At 63.4% G+C, this 18,070-nt stretch carries 17 protein-coding genes, 7 tRNA genes and 1 pseudogene; 11 read left to right on the top strand and 14 right to left on the bottom strand.

Features of this window, described 5'->3' with window-relative positions; all coding sequences use genetic code 11:
- Positions 1-30: 30 nt before the first annotated feature.
- On the bottom strand, positions 31-798 hold the full coding sequence (gene ppgK / locus EAW56_RS06470; protein ID WP_095555572.1) for a polyphosphate--glucose phosphotransferase: 768 nt from the start codon (positions 796-798) through the stop codon (positions 31-33).
- Between the two features lie 80 nt (positions 799-878).
- Here ppgK and EAW56_RS06465 point away from each other — a divergent pair, with 80 nt between their 5' ends.
- Together EAW56_RS06465 and EAW56_RS06460 are read left to right on the top strand one after the other, a co-directional pair.
- The gene (locus EAW56_RS06465; protein WP_244213372.1) at positions 879-1,760 is read left to right on the top strand and encodes an inositol monophosphatase family protein; all 882 of its coding nucleotides are present in this window, start codon (positions 879-881) and stop codon (positions 1,758-1,760) included.
- Positions 1,761-1,912: 152 nt separating this feature from the next.
- Entirely contained in the window at positions 1,913-2,209 is a 297-nt protein-coding gene (locus EAW56_RS06460; protein ID WP_095278964.1) for a DUF4193 domain-containing protein, read from the top strand.
- A gap of 3 nt (positions 2,210-2,212) precedes the next feature.
- Here the strand turns inward: EAW56_RS06460 and EAW56_RS06455 are convergent, their stop codons facing one another.
- Positions 2,213-2,752, bottom strand: a complete 540-nt coding sequence (locus EAW56_RS06455; RefSeq protein WP_095278963.1) for a DUF3093 domain-containing protein — start codon at positions 2,750-2,752, stop codon at positions 2,213-2,215.
- An 84-nt stretch (positions 2,753-2,836) separates the two neighbouring features.
- Between EAW56_RS06455 and dut the strand changes: the two genes are divergently transcribed.
- The 4 genes from dut to dxs all read left to right on the top strand — a co-directional run bounded on the left by dut (position 2,837) and on the right by dxs (position 7,654).
- The gene (gene dut / locus EAW56_RS06450; RefSeq protein ID WP_095547114.1) at positions 2,837-3,319 is read left to right on the top strand and encodes a dUTP diphosphatase; all 483 of its coding nucleotides are present in this window, start codon (positions 2,837-2,839) and stop codon (positions 3,317-3,319) included.
- Positions 3,320-3,454: 135 nt separating this feature from the next.
- The gene (locus EAW56_RS06445) at positions 3,455-4,375 is read left to right on the top strand and encodes a DUF3710 domain-containing protein (protein WP_095554395.1); all 921 of its coding nucleotides are present in this window, start codon (positions 3,455-3,457) and stop codon (positions 4,373-4,375) included.
- 9 nt (positions 4,376-4,384) lie between these two features.
- Complete coding sequence (locus EAW56_RS06440; RefSeq protein WP_122085735.1) at positions 4,385-5,641, top strand: class I SAM-dependent RNA methyltransferase; 1,257 nt, start codon at positions 4,385-4,387, stop codon at positions 5,639-5,641.
- 81 nt (positions 5,642-5,722) lie between these two features.
- On the top strand, positions 5,723-7,654 hold the full coding sequence (gene dxs / locus EAW56_RS06435) for a 1-deoxy-D-xylulose-5-phosphate synthase (RefSeq protein WP_122085733.1): 1,932 nt from the start codon (positions 5,723-5,725) through the stop codon (positions 7,652-7,654).
- 6 nt (positions 7,655-7,660) lie between these two features.
- Here the strand turns inward: dxs and EAW56_RS06430 are convergent, their stop codons facing one another.
- A complete protein-coding gene (locus tag EAW56_RS06430; RefSeq protein ID WP_167457404.1) occupies positions 7,661-8,863 on the bottom strand; it encodes an HRDC domain-containing protein in 1,203 nt (400 codons plus the stop codon).
- 8 nt (positions 8,864-8,871) lie between these two features.
- Positions 8,872-9,507: a DUF3000 domain-containing protein gene (locus EAW56_RS06425; RefSeq protein WP_122085729.1), complete on the bottom strand. Its 636-nt coding sequence runs from the start codon at positions 9,505-9,507 to the stop codon at positions 8,872-8,874.
- 141 nt (positions 9,508-9,648) lie between these two features.
- Between EAW56_RS06425 and hemQ the strand changes: the two genes are divergently transcribed.
- Positions 9,649-10,350: a hydrogen peroxide-dependent heme synthase gene (gene hemQ / locus EAW56_RS06420; protein ID WP_095278957.1), complete on the top strand. Its 702-nt coding sequence runs from the start codon at positions 9,649-9,651 to the stop codon at positions 10,348-10,350.
- A gap of 63 nt (positions 10,351-10,413) precedes the next feature.
- Here the strand turns inward: hemQ and msrB are convergent, their stop codons facing one another.
- The 9 genes from msrB to EAW56_RS06375 all read right to left on the bottom strand — a co-directional run bounded on the left by msrB (position 10,414) and on the right by EAW56_RS06375 (position 13,595).
- Positions 10,414-10,830, bottom strand: coding sequence for a peptide-methionine (R)-S-oxide reductase MsrB (gene msrB, locus EAW56_RS06415; protein ID WP_122085727.1), 417 nt, complete (start codon positions 10,828-10,830; stop codon positions 10,414-10,416).
- Positions 10,823-12,148 carry a glycosyltransferase family 87 protein gene (locus EAW56_RS06410; protein WP_244213371.1) on the bottom strand — a complete coding sequence of 442 codons (1,326 nt, stop codon included), beginning with the start codon at positions 12,146-12,148 and terminating at the stop codon, positions 10,823-10,825. The genes msrB and EAW56_RS06410 overlap by 8 nt, the downstream gene beginning before the upstream one ends.
- A gap of 50 nt (positions 12,149-12,198) precedes the next feature.
- Positions 12,199-12,930 (bottom strand): pyrimidine reductase family protein, encoded by a 732-nt coding sequence (locus tag EAW56_RS06405; protein ID WP_167457403.1) that lies wholly within the window; start codon positions 12,928-12,930, stop codon positions 12,199-12,201.
- A gap of 68 nt (positions 12,931-12,998) precedes the next feature.
- Positions 12,999-13,074, bottom strand: a tRNA-Gly gene (locus EAW56_RS06400).
- Positions 13,075-13,118: 44 nt separating this feature from the next.
- Positions 13,119-13,190, bottom strand: a tRNA-Val gene (locus EAW56_RS06395).
- A gap of 15 nt (positions 13,191-13,205) precedes the next feature.
- A tRNA-Cys gene (locus EAW56_RS06390) sits at positions 13,206-13,279 on the bottom strand.
- A gap of 32 nt (positions 13,280-13,311) precedes the next feature.
- A tRNA-Gly gene (locus EAW56_RS06385) sits at positions 13,312-13,387 on the bottom strand.
- Positions 13,388-13,431: 44 nt separating this feature from the next.
- Positions 13,432-13,503 (bottom strand) — tRNA-Val (locus EAW56_RS06380).
- Positions 13,504-13,519: 16 nt separating this feature from the next.
- Positions 13,520-13,595 (bottom strand) — tRNA-Gly (locus EAW56_RS06375).
- 284 nt (positions 13,596-13,879) lie between these two features.
- Here EAW56_RS06375 and EAW56_RS06370 point away from each other — a divergent pair.
- The 4 genes from EAW56_RS06370 to EAW56_RS06355 all read left to right on the top strand — a co-directional run bounded on the left by EAW56_RS06370 (position 13,880) and on the right by EAW56_RS06355 (position 17,495).
- Positions 13,880-13,951: transfer RNA gene (locus EAW56_RS06370), tRNA-Val, on the top strand.
- 375 nt (positions 13,952-14,326) lie between these two features.
- Positions 14,327-14,536, top strand: coding sequence for a helix-turn-helix domain-containing protein (locus EAW56_RS06365; RefSeq protein WP_095276254.1), 210 nt, complete (start codon positions 14,327-14,329; stop codon positions 14,534-14,536).
- A gap of 105 nt (positions 14,537-14,641) precedes the next feature.
- On the top strand, positions 14,642-16,315 hold the full coding sequence (locus tag EAW56_RS06360) for an FAD/NAD(P)-binding protein (protein WP_165765510.1): 1,674 nt from the start codon (positions 14,642-14,644) through the stop codon (positions 16,313-16,315).
- A complete protein-coding gene (locus EAW56_RS06355) occupies positions 16,302-17,495 on the top strand; it encodes a YbfB/YjiJ family MFS transporter (RefSeq protein ID WP_095276256.1) in 1,194 nt (397 codons plus the stop codon). The genes EAW56_RS06360 and EAW56_RS06355 overlap by 14 nt, the downstream gene beginning before the upstream one ends.
- Positions 17,496-17,880: 385 nt before the next feature.
- Here the strand turns inward: EAW56_RS06355 and EAW56_RS12860 are convergent.
- Positions 17,881-18,070 (bottom strand): annotated as a pseudogene (locus tag EAW56_RS12860) (hypothetical protein); the annotation flags it as partial.

Here is an 18,070-nt window from a genome sequence, read left to right as displayed (position 1 = left end):
ATGGATCTGTGGTTGGGCCGGACCAATCAATTACGGCGCAACGTGCTCGTTCGCCGCCATCGCCGCGCCGACAATGCCTGCTCGGTTGCGCAGACGCGCGGCGACCACCGGCACGTCCACCGTCAGGTTCGGGACCCACTTGTCCGCCTTACGGGAGATGCCGCCGCCGACCACAAACGCGGACGGGCTGAACAAGCGCTGGTACTCGTGCAGGACGGCGTCGACCCGCTTGGACCACTTCTTGTAGCTCAGTTCCTCGCGGTCCTTGGCGGCGGAGGAGGCGACATGCTCTGCTTCCTCTCCGGAGATGACCAGGTGGCCAAGCTCCGTGTTGGGGAAAAGGGTGCCGTCCATAAAGAAGGCGGACCCGATCCCGGTGCCGAAAGTCAGGAAGATGACGGCGCCCTCGCGGGCCTCGGGCTCCCCGAATACGACTTCGGCGAGACCGGCGGCGTCGGCGTCGTTAAGCACCGCGATGTCCTCCGTGCCCAGGGCTGCGGAGAAGAGCTCGTGGACGTTAGTGCCAATCCAAGCTTCGTCGATATTGGCGGCGCTGCACGCGACCTGGTTACGGATAACGGACGGCAGGGTGATGCCGATCGGCCCATGCCAGTCGTGCGCGCGCACGATTTCCGCGACGGTGTCGGCCACGGCCTGGGGCGTCGCGGGCTTGGGCGTGGCAATCTTGACACGCTCGCCGACAAACTCGCCGGTATCCATGTCAACGATGGCACCTTTGATGCCCGAGCCGCCGACGTCCACGCCGAATCCGAGATGAGTTGCAGTCGTATCGCTCATACGGCACAGCTTACAAACGCGCGGCATAAATGGGGCGGTGCGAGTCGCGCTTCCGGGAAAGTCGGTGCACGATGGGGACTATGAGCACACCGACTTCCCCCAATGGCACCGCCAACACTCCCACCGCATCTGAGTTGCGCGACCTGTGCGTTGAACTCGTGCAGGACGCGGCCGGGTTCGTGGCCAAGCAGCGCGACTTTCTGACCAGGCACGGTTCCGTGGAGATGGTCGCGCAGACTAAGACGTCCGAGGTTGACCCGGTCACAGCCGTGGACAAGGGGTGCGAGGAGCGCATTGTGGGCAAGCTCTCGGAGTTGCGTCACGGCGACGGCGTCATCGGCGAGGAGGGCGCGTCGAAGCCGAGCGAGACGGGCGTTGAATGGGTCATCGACCCCATCGACGGCACCGTGAATTTTATTTACGGGCTGCCCGCCTACGCGGTCTCCGTCGGCGTCGCCGTGCACGGCGAGCTCGTCGCTGGCGCGGTCGCTGATGTCGCCCGCGGCATCACCTATTTCGCCGCCCGCGGGCACGGGGCCTTCGTGCTTAGCGACGCCACCGCCCACCCCCTTCACACATCCCGGGCCTCCCGTCACGCCACCGCTCTGGTGGAGACCGGCTTCTCCTACGACTCCGGGTGGCGCGGCCAGCAAGCGCAGATACTGACCGCGCTCCTGCCGCAGGTGCGCGACATCCGCCGCATGGGCTCGGCGGCGTTGGACCTCTGCCGCGTTGCTGAGGGGAGCGCGGACGCCTACTACGAGCACGGCACGCACCCCTGGGATTACGCTGCCGGCGCGGTGATTGCCGCCGAGGCGGGAGCGGTGGTGCACCACCCGGGCTTGCGCGATCGCGGCGGTGACGGCGCATTGATGTACGCCTGCGCTCCGGGGCTCGCGGAATCGTTCCCGCGGCTGTTGGAGGAGGCGGGGGCGATGCGCGTCTTGGGAGCCGGCGCTTAGCAGCATCGCCCCTGGTCGGGGGCGAAAGTGACAGATTGAGCCATTTGCTTTAGTATTCCGCTCAAACGCGTCCTGGCAGGACCTGGCAGGACGCTCAAAACAATGCACCGCACCTTTTTACGTTTGCACGTTGAGCTGGAGGGAAGAACACCATGGCTACGGATTATGATGCGCCGCGTCGCCGACTCGAGGACGACGAGATTGAGACCGACTCGCTCGAAGGCCTGAAGGCCGCAGAAGTAGCCGGCAGCAGCATGGACGACGACGGCGAGATCGTCGAGCCAGTGGAAATCCCCGCGCAGGACCTGTCCGGTGAGGAGCTTAACGTAGAAGTCAAGCCCCGCCAGGACGACGAGTTCACCTGCGCCTCCTGCTTCCTGGTGCAAAAGAAAAAGCGCCTGGCGTACACGGCCGATGACGGCTCGAAGTACTGCCTGGACTGCGAGTAAGCCTTACGCAGCCCCGTCGGCAGGGGCTTTCTCGGGGACGAAGGCGGCGAGCAACGCCTCCGGGTGCTTCGAGGAGATGAGCCAGTAGGGGGTTGGGTCCTCTGGGTCGTTCAACACGATGAGCGCGTGCTCGGGGACCCACGCGTGGGAGACGAGGTACGCCGCCGGGTCGAGCTGGCGGCCGAGCGCGTTCTGCCGCGCGGAGCGGGGAACAACCATCGCGCGATCAACTGCGTCCGCGGGCAGGTTCGCCTCGCCGACGCGAAGCCAGCGCGAGCCGTCCGGGTCGCGCTCGACGGACACTGTGGTGTTGGACAGCCACGTGAGGAACCACGCGACGAGCGCGCCGATGACTACCAGCGGCACGATGAACCACCAGACGTTGCGGTTGAGCGCAAACTGGGCGGCAAGGAGTAACGTCAGGCCGATTCCGGCCGCCCACCAGTACCACGGCACCCACTGTCGTTCGCGGTAGAGCACCTCGGGCGCTGCGGCGCCGGTGGCGTGGGCAGTTGCATCGTTGGAGCGCGAGGTTTCAGACACGAATGCAACTTTAGTTCAGGGGATGGGTGAGCTGTCCAATTCGCCGCATCGACTTGTGTGAGCCGTACCGTAAGGTGGGGCACCATGAGCGAGAACAACGAACACACACAACTGGTTGGCGCGGGCCAGCTGCCGCCGATCCCGCTGAAACGGCTGGATAAGGAGCTGCCGCTTCCCAAGCGCGCGCATACCGGGGATGCCGGCGCGGACCTGTACTCCGCCGAGACAATCACCCTGGAACCGGGACAAAGGGCGCTTGTGGGCACAGGTGTGGCCCTCGCCCTGCCGCTCGGCACGGTAGGGCTGATCCACCCGCGCTCCGGGCTCGCTGCGAAGCACGGCTTAAGCATTGTGAATACGCCGGGGACCGTCGACGCCCAATACCGCGGTGAGCTTAAAGTGTGTCTGGTGAACACGGATCGCTCGCAAGCATTTACCGTCGAGCGCGGGATGCGCATTGCCCAACTCGTCGTCCAGCGCGTGGAGCTGGTTGACTTCGTCGAAGTCGATGCGCTGGATGAAACGGTCCGCGGCGAGGGCGGTTACGGCTCGACCGGGACGAAATAGCGCCAACCGTTGAAGGCCCCACCACCGCGCGCTTGGGGCGCGACGCGCTATGGTCAAAGGGCACGACGTTACGACGCGAAACCACCGCGAAAATTTCGCAGCAACGCCCAACCGGGCGCGAGGAGGACAGAAACTATGGCACTGTGGCCGTTTGGCAAGAAGAAAAACCGCAACAAGGCCGACAACGACGCGGCTGCCCAGCAGGTCCCCGAGCACACCGAGTCTGCCGAGCCCACCGATACTCCGGACGCCGCAGCAGCACAGGCAGAAGCAGCTGCGCCCGAAGCATCGGAGTCTGCGGTGGCGGCGGCACCCGCGGTGCAGGACGGCGGCCAGGCGGCTGGCACCGCACCGCTGACGGACTACGACCCGATCAACGGTAGCACCGGCCCCTTCGACGGCGACTCCGTCAACATCGAGGACTTTGATTTCTCTGACTTCTCCAGCGCCACGCTGAACCTGCACTCCATGCGCATCCCGTTCCCGAAGGAGGCGCAGGTGCAGGTGGAGATGGGTGAGCAGGGGCCGAAGATGGTCCACATTGTCACCCGCTACGGTCGCGTCACCCCGGTTGCCTTCGCGGCTCCGCGCAGCGGTGGTCTCTGGGATGACTCCGCCGAGGAGATTGCAGAGGGCATGCGCAACGAGGGCATGCCGGTCACCTTCGAGCAGGGGCCGTGGGGCAAAGAGATCGTTGGTCAGGGCACGAATGGTGTGATCCGCATCATCGGTGTGGAGGGTCCGCGTTGGCTCTACCGCGTCACCCTCGCCGCGCCGCAGGGCCGTGAGGACGACCTGGCAAGGCTGGGGCGCGAGATCGTAGCGCGATCCTTTGTGTATCGCGGCAACGACCCGGTCCTGGCCGGGAGCTCCCTCGATGTGATCCTGCCGAAGAAGATCGCAGAGCAGGTGCAGCAGGCGGTGCAGCAGCGTGCTCAGCAGGGCCAGAGCGCCGCTGCGGGCCAGAGTGCTCCGCAGAGTGGCAACCCGAACCTGCTCAGCGACGCGCTCAAGCAGATCATCGACCAGAACAACCAGTTCAACAAGGATAAGTAGTTTCCACGCATGGCAGACTCGGGAACCGGGGCACTTGAGGTAGGCGAGACCCTCGAGGTCTCCGTCCGCGCAATGGCGCACGGAGGGGAGGGAATCGCCGACGCGCCCGACGGACGTGTGGTGTTCGTCCGCGGCGCAATCCCCGGCGACCGCGTCGAAGCCCGGCCCACCAAGGTGAAAAAGCGGTGGGCGCGCGCAGACCTCGTCGAGGTCCTCGAGCCATCCCCGCAGCGCACCCGCCAGGTGTGCCAGGCTGCGGCGCACGGGGCCGGATGTTGCGACTTCGGTTTCGTGACAGCTCCCGCGCAGCGCGAGCTGAAGCGTGAGGTGCTCGTCGGCCAGCTGCGTACCCTGGCGAAGCGATCCGGGGTGCTCGACGGGTTCCAAGCCGACAGTGATCTTCAGGAAACCGCGCTCGCGCCCGACCACGGCTGGCGCACCCGAGCCCGGCTGGGCGTGGATAGCGAGGGCCGCGTCGGCCTGCGCAAGCTGCGTTCCACCGAGCTGGTAACCGAGTTCCCCTGTGCCCAGATGGTGCCCGGCCTGCTCGACGGCCTCGTCGGCCCCGGCGGTCGCCGCTTCACTCCGGGAGCCGAGGTCATCGCGGTGATCGATTCCACTGGAGCCCGGCACGTCGTGGAGACGGCAAAGGTGCAGCGCGGGCGCCGCGCGGAGACAATCGACACTGTCATCGAAGGCACCGGGATGGTCACCGAGCGTGTCGACGACCGCGAGTTCACCTTCCCAGCCACCGCCTTTTGGCAGGCGCACACCGCGGCACCGCAGGCGTACGCCGACATCGTTGCGCAGTGGGGCGAGGCTGCCAACGCTCCCGGTGCTGTTGGCTGGGATCTCTATGGCGGCGTCGGCATGTTCGCGCCCGCGATCAGTCGCGCGCTGGGTGGGGGCCGCGTCGAGACCGTGGACTACTCGCCGGCGGCGACCGGGACGCCGCAGCCGGGGCTTGCGGACCTGGATGTGCGGGTGCGGAATGCTCGGGTGGAGGTGAGCGTCGATAAGCTGCCCAGCCCAGCGCTCGTAGTGCTCGACCCGCCGCGATCCGGCGCGGGAGCCGAGGTCGTCGGCGCGGTGGCTCAGGCCGCGCCACCACGTGTCATCCACATCGGCTGCGATCCCGCAACACTCGCGCGCGATTTGGGCACCTGGGGCGAGCACGGGTACCGCGTCGAGCGCATGATGCTTATCGACGCCTTCCCGCTCACCCACCACTTCGAAACCGTCGTCCTCCTGACGCCCCGGGCGTGAGCGCTGCAAGGATAGGGCAGCGTGGCGGCACGGTGTAACATGGCGGGGAATACCGGCGAGACGAAGGAGAGCTTGACAACAGTGGGAATGCTCGAGGGAATCACATCGCCAACCGACGTGAAAAAGCTGTCGGTGGAGGAACTTGATGCGCTCGCGGAGGAGATCCGTGAGCTGCTGATTGCTAAGGTCTCCGCCACCGGCGGGCACCTCGGGCCGAACCTCGGCGTTGTCGAGCTCACGCTGGCGCTGCACTCCGTGTTCAACTCGCCGCAGGACCCGATCATTTTTGATACCTCGCACCAGTCCTACGTGCACAAGATCCTTACCGGCCGCGCCGACAAGTTTGACACGCTGCGTAAGCGAGGCGGACTCTCCGGATACACCGACCGTGCTGAGTCGGAGCACGACTGGACCGAATCCTCGCACGCCAGCGCGTCGCTGTCCTACGCGGACGGGCTGTCCAAGGCCAAGGAGCTCAGCGGCCACGGCGACGACAAGGTGGTCGCCGTCGTGGGCGACGGCGCGCTCACCGGCGGCATGTGCTGGGAGGCGCTGAACAACATCGCGGCGGGCAACCGCAACGTGGTCATCGTGGTCAATGACAACGGGCGGTCCTACTCGCCAACCATCGGCGGCTTTGCAAACAACCTGTCCAAACTGCGCGACCAGCTCGTAGCACTGCGGATGCAGCCGGGCTACGACGAAGTCATGGAGTCCGGCAAGAAGACCTTGAAATCCATGGGCTGGGTCGGGGAGCGGACGTTCGAAGCGCTCCACGCGCTCAAGGCAGGCGTGAAGTACCAGGTGCTGCCCACGGAGATGTTCCCGGACCTGGGAATGAAGTACGTCGGCCCGGTGGAAGGCCATGACCTCAAGGCGCTGCTCAGCGCGTTCCACTACGCGCAGCGCTACGACGGCCCGCTGATCGTTCACGTGGTGACGGAGAAGGGCCACGGCTTTGCCCCGGCCGTGAACAATGAGGCGGACCAGATGCACTCCACTGGAGTGATTGATCCGGTGACAGGCGAGTCGCTGGCCAAGTCCGCTCCCGGCTGGACCTCCGTGTTTACCAAGGAACTGCTGCGTGCCGGCCACGAGCGCGACGACGTTGTTGCCATCACGGCGGCGATGGCGGGGCCGACCGGCCTGCAGCCGTTCGCCGAGGAGTTCCCGGATCGCTTCTTCGACGTGGGCATCGCGGAACAGCACGCGATCACCTCCGCCGCCGGTCTCGCGCTCGGTGGGATGCACCCGGTGGTGGCCGTCTATTCCACCTTCCTCAACCGCGCCTTTGACCAGCTGTTGATGGACGCCGGCCTGCTGCACCTCCCCATCACGGTGGTCCTCGACCGCGCCGGCGTGACCGGCTCGGACGGTGCGAGCCACAACGGGGTGTGGGACTTCTCGGTGGCGTCGATAGTCCCGGGCATCCGCATCGCCGCGCCGCGCGACCCGGCACGGCTGCGCGAAGAATTCCACGAAGCGCTCGGCGTTGACGACGGCCCTACCGTCGTCCGCTTCCCGAAGGGCAAGGTCGGCGCTGACATCGAGGCGAAGGAGCGCCGCGGTACGGTCGATGTGCTGCGCACCACGCTTGACCGCGACGACGACTCCGACGACTCCGTCCTCAACGTCCTCCTCGTCGCTGTCGGCACGTTCGCGGGCCCGGCGCTCGAGGTCGCTGACGCCCTCGCCGGCGACGGCATCAACGTTACGGTTGTGGACCCGCGCTGGGTCGTTCCGGTCGCGCCGGAGCTCATCGATATGTCTGCCTCGGCGGACCTGGTGGTGGTGTACGAGGACGGGGTGATGCGCGGCGGCGTGGGTTCTGCCGTCGCGGAGGCGCTCCACGCCGCGGAGATTGATACGCCGCTGCGCCAGCTGGCATTCCCGTCCGTGTACCCCAAGCACGCGTCGCGTGATGAGGTACTGGCGGAGTACGGCCTGGATGCGGAGTCTGCGGGCGCGCAGGTTCGCACATGGGCGCTTGACCTCGCAGACCGGGAGAACTAGCCGCTCCTACTCGTCGGCGGCGGAAAGCCCCGCGGCCGCGATGATCGGCGCGACGAGCTCGCACTGCCAGGGCCGCGCGCCGAGCTCACTGAGCTCCTGCTGAGCCCGCCGCACATCCCAGGGGTGCAGCGAGTGCGACGCCTTCCACACCGCTGCGCGCAGCAGCTTCGTGGTGGCGATGGTGCTCGCCTCCATGTTCAGCGCGTCGGCGAGGTCCGCTACCTCGTCCCGGGCCTCCTCGAGCGCCTCGCTGAGCGCAGGGTACTCGCGGCGCATGGTCGATTTGGAGGGGACGTCCGTCGGCGCTGATTTCGGGCGGGACGGCCACGTTGAGCGATCCTGCTCGCGCGCCTCCGTCATCACGTCCAGGCAGGCAGCGGCGAGGTCTTTGCGTCGGCGCGGGAACCCCGGGACGGCCATGACGTCGCGGATGGTGGTCGGCTGGGCGAGTGCGATGTCGACAAGCACGCGGTTCTGCAGAATGTTGGACGGAGAGCGGTCGGAGCGCTTCGCCTGTGCCTCACGCGCAGCCCACAGCGCCCTGGCAAGCTGCATGCTGAGCGCGCTGCTGATCCGCGAGGCTCCTTTCAGGTCGCGCCAGGAGCCCGTGCCAGTGCGGGGCGAGGAGGAGGTGTCCAGGATGTACGCAAACTCTTGCTCCGCAAACTCGAGCTTGCCGGTTTGCGCGAGCTCCTCGGCGAGCCCGTCGGCCAAATCGGTGAGGTAGGCCACGTCGAGCGCCGCGTAGTCCTGCCACTCTCGGGGCAGCGGTACCTTGGACCAGTCTTCGCGCCCGTGGCCCTTCTCCAGCACCACGCCGCAGATGCGCTCGACCATGTTGGCCAGGTTGGGGCGCTGGTATCCGGCTATCCGCGCGGCGACCTCGGTGTCAAACAGGCTGACGGCGCGCAGGCCCAGCTCGGACAGGCAGGGCAAGTCACTCGCAGCGGCGTGGAGGATCCAGGTCTCGCCGTTCAGCACAGGCGAGAGGGCGCGGGTGGCGTCGTCGCGGTGCCCCTCGGGTGCAATGAGAAACGTGCCTGCGTCCTCGCGCTGCACCTGGATAAGGAATGCTCGGTCGCCGTAGCGAAACGTCGAGGCCCGCTCGGTGTCGACGGCGAACGGCCCGCGGCCTGCCGCCAGCGCCTCGGCCGCCTCCTGGAAGCCAGCGGGCGTATCGACAAGCCTGTAATCTACCTTTTCACACACGGGGCGAACTACTTGCGTGCACCCAGCGCGGTGACGCCCTCCGGCGGCAGCCCCGCGACGTGCGCGAGCACCTTGGCAAACGCCTCGACGTGGCCCGAGAGGTCGATGCCTTCGGCGGTCCAGGAGGCGCGCATCTCCAGCTGGTAGGCGCGCGGCGGGCCGCCGATCTCGCCGAAGCGGACGGAGGCCGTGGAGGTGACGGTGCCTCCGAGGTTGGTGTAGCCCGCGCCGGCTTCGGCGAGCGACTCGTTGAGCCACTGCCACGCGACGTCCGGAAGCAGCGGGTCGGACGCGACCGCGTCGTCCATGTCGGCCTGGATGTAGGCCACGAGGCGCATGGACCCCTCCCACGCCTCCTCGGCGTCCGGGGAGTGCAGCAGGATGAGGCGGCCGAACGCGTCGCCCTCGCTGTCTGCGGGGACGGTGCCGGACTCGTCGCCGGAGCGGTCGACCTCAAGCCCGACGGCGTGGCTGTATGGCGCGGGCCGCTGGGGTGGTCGGATGGTGCCGAGGGTGACTTCCGGCCGCAGCTTCGCAGCGTGCATAGACTCCACCGCAGCAGAGAAATCTGCGGGCAGGGAGGCGGTGTCGCTGTGCGGGGCGGGTGTGCCGTCGCCCGTGTTGGAGGGGGTGTCCGAATTCATCACAGGGTTCAACGTAGCTACCGTAGCGGCCCGCGGGTGGGAGGCGCGCCGAACGCCGGGGCGCGTGCCGACGGCGCGTAGACTGTCCCTACGACTTTCGGTTGATTTGGCCCGCCCGGGCCGAAGAAAGGATACAAACCTATGGCCAAGCTTGATTTCGACGCACTGAACTCCGTTCAGCGCTACCTCCAGTTTGCGGTGTTCCGCGCCATCCCCGGTGCTCTCGGCTCCGAGCGCGAGGAGCTGACCGCGGAAGCAAAGCGCTTCTTCGCGGACCTTGAGGCGGAAGGCAAGGTCGTCGTACGCGGGATCTACGACAACACGGGCATCCGCGCCGACGCCGACTTCATGATCTGGTGGCACGCCGAGGAGTTTGAGTACCTGCAGAAGGCGCTGGCAGATTTCCGACGCACCACCGCCCTCGGCCAGCTGCTCGAGGTCTCGTGGCTGGGCAACGGCCTGCACCGCCCGGCTGAGTTCAACAAATCCCACCTGCCCAGCTTCATCATGGGCGAGGAGGCGGAGGCCTGGATCACCGTGTATCCGTTCGTGCGCTCCTACGACTGGTACATCATGGACCCGCAGGAGCGCCGCCGCATCCTGGCCAACCACGGCAAAGCCGCGCGCGACTTCGCCGATGTCCGCGCGAACACGGTTGAGGCGTTCACGCTGGGTGACTACGAGTGGATGCTCGCGTTCGAGGCGCCCAGCCTGGAGCGCATCGAGGACCTCATGCACAAGATGCGCTACACCGAGGCGCGCCTTCACGTGCGCGAGGAGATCCCGTTCCAGACGGGTCGCCGCGTCGCGGACATTGGCGAGATCATCAAGATTCTGCCCTAAGCAGAGCACGCTTGTCGACGCCCCGTTGCAGACGCCGCGGTCCACGTGGCGTCGAGAAGCGTTTTACTTGCGCTCGTCGAGCGTCATCGAGATGGAGTTGATGCAGTAGCGCAGGTCGGTGGGGGTGTCAAAGCCTTCGCCGGCGAAGACGTGGCCGAGGTGGGACTCGCAGTTGGCGCAGAGCACCTCGGTGCGGACCATGCCGTGCGAGCGGTCCTCGCGCTCGATGATCGCATCACCCGCGAGCGGGCTGAAGAACGCCGGCCAGCCGCAGTGCGCGTCGAACTTCTCGGTGGAGCGGAACAGCTCCGCGCCGCAGGCACGGCAACGGTAGACGCCCTCGGTGGTGGTGTTGGTGTACTCGCCGACGCCCGCGGGCTCGGTGCCGGCCTGGCGCAGGACGTAGAACTCCTCGGGGGAGAGTTTTGCCTTCCAATCGTCCTCAGTGAAAGCGCTGTAATCGTTGCTGTTTTCAGTCATGCTGTGCCTCCTGTGCCTCCGGTGTCTTGCCCGGCTCGTGTAGCTCCTGTGCCGGTGCTGCTGGCAGACTACGCGTTAGCACTGAGATTACCCAAGCGGCGATTGCCACGATGAAGATTGCCCAACCCGCGGTGGGCAGAAATGTGTTGAGCCACCGGCCGACCGGCCCGATGACGGTGCTGTTGAACTGGAGCGGGCTGACGCACAGAAGCAGGCCCGCCCACGGCGCGGCGATGTGGAATGGGCTGGCGCGGTGCAGCGCCGTAAACGCTGCGGGGAAGAGCATCATTGAGTAGTACGCCTGGCCGAGCGAGCTGAGCAGGCACACCCCGGCGAGGAGCACGGCGGTGGAACACGTGAGCCAGAGCCATTCGTCGCTAAAACGCCAGCGCGCAAGGCCCAGGACTGCGGCCGCGACGGCCGCGCCGAGCACGACGAAGAGGAGACCGTGCGCCCAGGCGGGCATGCCGAAGTAAACAGCGAAGCCCGCGAGCGAAGAGTTTGCGTAGTCGCGCGTGATGCCCAGGTACGGCACGAGCTTGGTCAGATAGTCGTCGGCGCCTGGAGTGAGCGGCCAGGCCACCACATTCAGGAGGGCTGGCACCGCGATTCCTGCGGCCACGGCCCCGAAACGCAGCTGCATGAGCGGCAGCACGAGAAGGGGGGCGAACATAGGCTTGATCAGGATGGCCAGGCCGAGGACGACCCCAGCGACGAGGAAGCGGTGGGCGCGGTAGCTGGCCAGGAATGCGGTGAGCACCAACAGGAGGATGCCGTTGATGTTGGAAAAGACCAGCGTGTTGGTCACCGACTCCGTCGCAAACGCCGCCGCGAGCGCGACGGGGAACACGGGTCCGGTGAGCCGGCCACCCGCAAGACGGGCGCACCAGGCGAGCGCACCGATGATCGCGAGCGCGTTAGCCAGAATGAACCAGGGGCGCACGGTGTCTGGCGAGTCCGCCAATCCGAGCGGGGAGAGCAGGAGCGTCGCACCAGGGTTGTACAGGTAATGCGGGTCCACGTAGTGGTAGATCTCGTTGTAGACCGGGACCCGCTGGATGAAGCGGTGTGTCGCCGCCCACACGGTGGTGAAGTCGTCGGTGGGTGAGCCCTCGCGGGCGAGCACGACAAGCCGGTGCACGATGAGCAGGATGGCCAGCGGCCACGCGGCGGCCGTTACAGCGCGGGCGGAGGGGGAGTGAAGGTCCCCGGTGCTGCTGCGCGGCGCGGCGGCTGCGGGTGGGCGCGCCGCGGGCGAGGTCCACAGCGCGTTGATCCGCTGCTGCCAGCTGGGGGAGGGGCGAAGCGTGGTAGTCACGCGATTTACCGTACCGAACCGGGTGCGCGTTTCCGGTATCGCCGGTGCGGCTATTGGTCTGCGCGACGGTAGCGGCAAAACATGACGGAATCGTCGCTCGTGTGCACGTCTTCCAGGGCGAGACGCGCGTTGTAGTTGCCGCCGGCGCCGAAGAGCGTGGTTTCGACGTTGCCGTGGACGAGCGGGTCGATGGTGAGGTGGAGGGCGTCGCCGAGACCGGCCGCGAGGAGGGTTCCGTACAGCCCCGGTCCGCCCTCGCAGGTGATGCGGTTGAATCCGTGGGTGTGGAGGGCGTCGATGATGGCGTGTGCGGAGCCGTCACCGGTGGAGATGAGCTGCGCGTTGGCGTCGAGAAGCTTCTGGCGAGCGCTGGCGAGGCCTGGATCGTCGAGGGAGGCTTGCGGCGCGAGGAAGACCGGCGGCACTTCGGTGTCTGTGAACAGCTGCGAGGATGGGTCAAAGTCGAAGGATTTTGTGAGCACCGCGATAGGTGGGACGGGGGCTTGGCCGCGGGCGACTCGCTTGTCCCGCTCGGACTCGCTGCACTTGACGCCGGAGTAGGTTTCGGCGCGGGCGGTGCCGGCACCGACGAGGACGACGTCGGACCAGGCGCGGACCGTGGTGAGGAGGGCCGCATCGATGTCGTTACCGAGCGATTCGGAGGTGCCTTCGACGGCGGCGGCGCCGGACAGCGACATGACTGCGATCAGCCGCAGCTCGCGCTCGGCAGGTGGGAGCGTGGGGCCCAGCAGGTCGGCGGTGGTGAACGGTGTCTGCTTCATACATGCCAGCATAAAGAAGCAGGGGCACATGCAAAAACACCGCCGGGGAAGAACCCGACGGTGTTGCGTGGAGCGGATGACGAGACTCGAACTCGCGACCCTCACCTTGGCAAGGTGATGCGCTACCAACTGCGCTACATCCGCGGGGCAAGCGTGGGCTTGCCACAAGTCTTCTTGCGAAGACTCTGTGCGCGATACTGGGATCGAACCAGTGACCCCTACCGTGTCGAGGTAGTGCTCTACCGCTGAGCTAATCGCGCGGGCTGTTTCCAGCTTGGAGGTGGATACGGGAATCGAACCCGTGTACACGGTTTTGCAGACCGTTGCCTAACCACTCGACCAATCCACCGTGGAGCTTCCTCCAAAGTACCCGTATGTACTTGGAGCGGATGACGAGACTCGAACTCGCGACCCTCACCTTGGCAAGGTGATGCGCTACCAACTGCGCTACATCCGCGCGGCAAACATGAGCTTGCCCCGAGTCTTGCAGTGAAGACTCTGTGCGCGATACTGGGATCGAACCAGTGACCCCTACCGTGTCGAGGTAGTGCTCTACCGCTGAGCTAATCGCGCTCATCCCTTACGGGATTGGAGCGGATGACGAGACTCGAACTCGCGACCCTCACCTTGGCAAGGTGATGCGCTACCAACTGCGCTACATCCGCACGCACCTTAGTGGCTGTCAACATCGTGACCAACACTGCGTGGTGCGAGATAAAACATTAACCGGTTGGCAATCATAGTCCAAATCGTGAGGTCACGCCCCGATTTCCGATGACGCCGAGTCGATCTCTGAGTTACATCGTTGTCGTTTGGCGTTCCCGCCCCTTCGCTTATCGACGCCACCGCTATCCCCGTACTTCCGTGAGGGCCATAGGTGTGCCGAAGAGTGTCGTGTCCTGCGGATTCGTGGAATCGCGGGGTGGCGTTGTAAAGTATGAATTCGTTCGGTCCTATGGCTCAGTGGAAGAGCGTTCCGTTCACACCGGAAAGGTCGCTGGTTCGATCCCAGCTAGGACCACGAGACAAACCGCCAGGTAACTGGCGGTTTTTCCATTTTTTATACGTGGTACTGCGGTTGCCGTGGTACCTACGTGGTACCTCTGCGAGCCAGGGGGTTGTGTGGAGGAGTGGCAATCGCGGGTTAAGCGACAAAATGTGTGCTTTTCTCGGCGTCGTACACCCAGTCGGATCGCGCCTACACACCCGGCGCCTCGGCTGAGTAGTGAATGGTGAAGTCAGCAGTGAATGTCGCCAACTGGGCATGGTGATCTGCTGGGAGAGTTACAGTTGGCGTGCCGCTCCGATATCCGAGTGCGCTTTGCGGGACTAGGTAGACATGCCCCCGCGAGATAGGTAATGGTGCTCATCTCCTAGTCAAAGGAGTTGGATTTTCATGCCTAATTTATCTTCCGTGGGCTCTACGCACGACGAGCTGCGAGCGCTAACTAAGCAAGATATAGCCGATCGCCTCCAAATCAGCATTCGGTCTGTTGAGCGCCTTATCGAGCAAGGCGAACTGAAAACAGTACGCCCACCTAAGCGCGGTGTGCCCGTGCGCATTCCTGTGGGATCGCTTCGTGCTTACCTCTACGGGGCGGTGTAGTGCGGTGACAAATATCACACCTAGCGATGGTCTGTGGTTCGGGGGGGGGGGGAATCGTGTACCATGAATCACGCCGTGAATCTCACTGAGTAAGGATTTTCATTCATGATCACCTTGAAGCGACCCTTGATTTTGGCGCCAATGGCAGGGGGGCCTTCTACTCCTGAACTTTGTGTCGCGGTAACGAATGCCGGCGGTTTGGGAAATATCGCTGCAGGTTACTTAACTCCAGAAAAGCTGATATCGGCAATTCAACAGGTTGAAAGTGAAGCGGACGGCCCGTACGGGATAAATATATTCTGCCCGCCTCCGGATCGAGAGCGTTCTTCTAAGGATCAGGACCTATGGAAGCGGTACCGCGTCTTACTCGAAAAGGATCCCCAGATACTTGCGGAGTTACCTGATCAACCCTTTACGGGGGACGACTTTTATCGGGAAAAGATAGACATTGCTTTAAGCTCGCAGGCTCAAGTAGTTTCTTTTACGTTTGGCTACCCTAATGAAACGTTGATCCATGAGTTTCAAGAAGCGGGGAAAAGTGTTGTTTTAAATGCGACAACGCCTCATGAGATCGACTTTCTTGCATCCACCTCGTGTGACGCTATATGTGTTCAGGGGGCAGGAGCTGGAGGCCATCGAGCGACTGTGCTCTCTACCGAGAGTGAGGGATCGACTCATTCTACTTCTGAACTGCTGGAATATGCCTTATCTAAAGTAAGTAAGCCTGTTATTGCTGCAGGTGGTATCGCGACTGCAAAAGAAGCCCTCGCACTCCTTCGCCGGGGTGCATGGGCCATACAGGTAGGCACCCATTTTCTTCTCGCAGATGAGGCGGGGACGAAACAGACCCACAAGATTGCTCTGAAAGAGTTACGCGGTCGACCGACCACCCTTACTAAGGCCTTCACCGGAAGACCGGCTCGCACCATCACCAATACTTTTACTGAAAAGTACTCCCAGTCCGCTCCGTCGATGTATCCGGAACTTCACCATTTGACTTCAGAGTTAAGAGCAAATGCTAATTCCGCTGGCGATGTAGAAAGCCTTAACCTTTGGGCGGGAGTGAACTACGGGTGCGCCCATTCGGCACCCGCGGCCGATATTGTTGATGAGCTGACCCCATATTCTACTTCTCTAGGCGTCGGTCGAGCCGTTCCTCTGGCTGCCCAGGTAGCTGTTGTGGGCGGGGGGCCGAGAGGGCTGGCGGTCATCGAAAGAACCCTGGACCGGTTGGCGCACAGTAATGATCGAGAAGAAACACCCGTACTGGTCTGGTTTGATGATTCATCCTTCGGATCCGGCAAGGTGTGGAATCCTTATCAGACCCCTGCTCTCCTCATGAATACTGTGGCATCTCAGCTCAGTGGTTTCCCTGATTCCAGCGCCGGTATCGAGGGGAGGTATCTCGAAGGTCCCACATTTTACGAATGGCTGAAATCTGAGAATGCCTCTGCCTTCCTACACTCAGATCCTGTCCTTTTGGAAGAGGCTCTGCAAACGGGGCCAGACACCTATACATCTAGGGCTCTCTATGGTGCTTATCTTCACTGGGCAGCTTCTCAGGTAGTTACTGCCTATCGAGATTATGTAGATATTCACTTAGTGCCCACGCGAGTGCTATCTATTTCCGATCAAGAGGGAGCATACGCTCTCATGGACTCTGATGGGCACACAGTAGTGGTCAAAAATGTTGTGTTGGCGGCTGGAATGCCGGCTGCAGTAGAAGGAGCAAAAATCGGCCAGGGCATTGCACGAGAGGAAAACAATGGGGAAGCCTGAAGGAGACGCTCACTCCGCTGCGACTGAAACTACCCACCGGGATGCTCTTTTGGTGTCGCGTGGTACCGCCGGCCTAGCAGTAGCCATGGGCTTGGGTAGGTTCTTTTATACCCCCATTTTGCCTTTGATGGTAGGTTCCCTGGGTTGGTCGGGACAGTCCAGCGCGTGGATCGCCACCTCCAACTACGCCGGGTATTTTGCGGGTTCTTTGGCGGCCTCCCGAGGGTGGGTGCCGATTTCTAGAAGGTTACACAGGGCAGCCCTTGTGTTGACGACAGTGCTTCTGGCGGCGGTTGCTTTCTCTGGCTCACCGTGGTGGCAAATAGCGGTCCGCTTTTTTGCTGGTGCCATCTCAGCTCTAGTTTTCGTCTCGGTGACGCAGAATATTCCCGTGGTCAAACGCCGAGCCCATGATGGTGGAATAATTTACGCTGGGGTTGGGTTAGGCATTCTCATCTCCGGAGGAATTGTCCTCATGGGGGGAAGCGTTATCTCATGGCGGGCACTGTGGCTTATCTGCGCAGCAGTGAGTGCAGCACTTTCGCTTCTTGCATGGAATTGGCCAATACGTGAGAATCGCTCCGATTCTTCTACTCGGCCACGAAGTGACCAAGGACAGGAATCTTCGCTTGAACCATTGCGGTGGTTATCTGCTGGATATCTCTTCCAAGGCGCAGGCTACATCATCATCGGTACATATCTGGTGGTTCTAGCGCAGCCGGTTTTCGGGCAAACAGCCGCCGCCTCGACGTGGCTGGTAGCTGGATGCGCCACCGCTCCATCCCCGTTGTTTTGGTCGTATGCGGCAAACCGGGTGGGAACCTTCAAAGCGCTTGCTGGATGCTATTTCCTGCAGGTTACTGGTGCTGTCGTGGCAGTCTTCAGCTCTGGGCCCGGTCTTTTGTTTGTGTCGGCGTTTTTGTTCGGAGCTACCTTCATGGGGGTAACGATGCTGACTATTGAAGCGGGTCTCAAAGCGGGGAGCCCAGTTGCGGCGGCTTCCCTGACGACATGGTACAGCTTGGGGCAAATTATGGGCCCTGCGGTTATCGCTGTGGTGTTTAGTAACTCAACTACCTTGAGTTTCGCAGTGGCGGCTGGTTCATTGATTGTCGGGATGTTTTTCACGCTGCGCGGCGCCCACCTTACTGTTTCCGGCACCGGTAGAAAGCAGGGGTGAAAATGGATAGCACAGAGCATGCCGATTTTCTTCACGTGAGGTTTTATCTAACTGTCTAACGGCAGGGGAACCGTATAATTGCGAGCCTTTCAGCTTCTCTTTGAGGCTGGTGGCTAAGCTTAGAAGTTCATCTGGGTTATCTTCGGATCGCTGTTGAGACAGATTTCGTTGTGCTGCGCGTACGAACTTGGCGAGTATGCCGGCGTCGCGGGCCAGTGGGGAAGTGGCAGGCAACTCCGCTTGTATTACCTGCAGGTGCTTGGCGGCACTGTTGGCGGGGTCAAGCGCGTACTCGCAGTCTCCACCTGGTGTTGTTGCAAAGTTGGGCGGAGATCAGCGAAGACTCAGTTTCTCATTCCCTGACGGCCGCTGCGTATGGGCGTTGTTAGGCCGTCTCGAAGACCCGGTTGACGATCACCGCATCCGGGTTCGGTTGCCCGTAGGCAAACTGTTGCGCGCGTGCATTTAGTAACACCGTGGTGAGTATCGAGTAACGCGATGGTGAGTATCGAGTAACACTGCAGTTTTCGGGGGAAACTCTTTGGTGACCGCGTGACTTCGGGGCACGCGGCATT

This window comes from Corynebacterium gottingense (assembly GCF_003693265.1).
GTDB classification, from domain to species: Bacteria; Actinomycetota; Actinomycetes; order Mycobacteriales; family Mycobacteriaceae; genus Corynebacterium; species Corynebacterium gottingense.
Note: the sequence above shows the minus strand (reverse complement) of the source record. Positions and strands in the feature narration are given on the sequence as shown.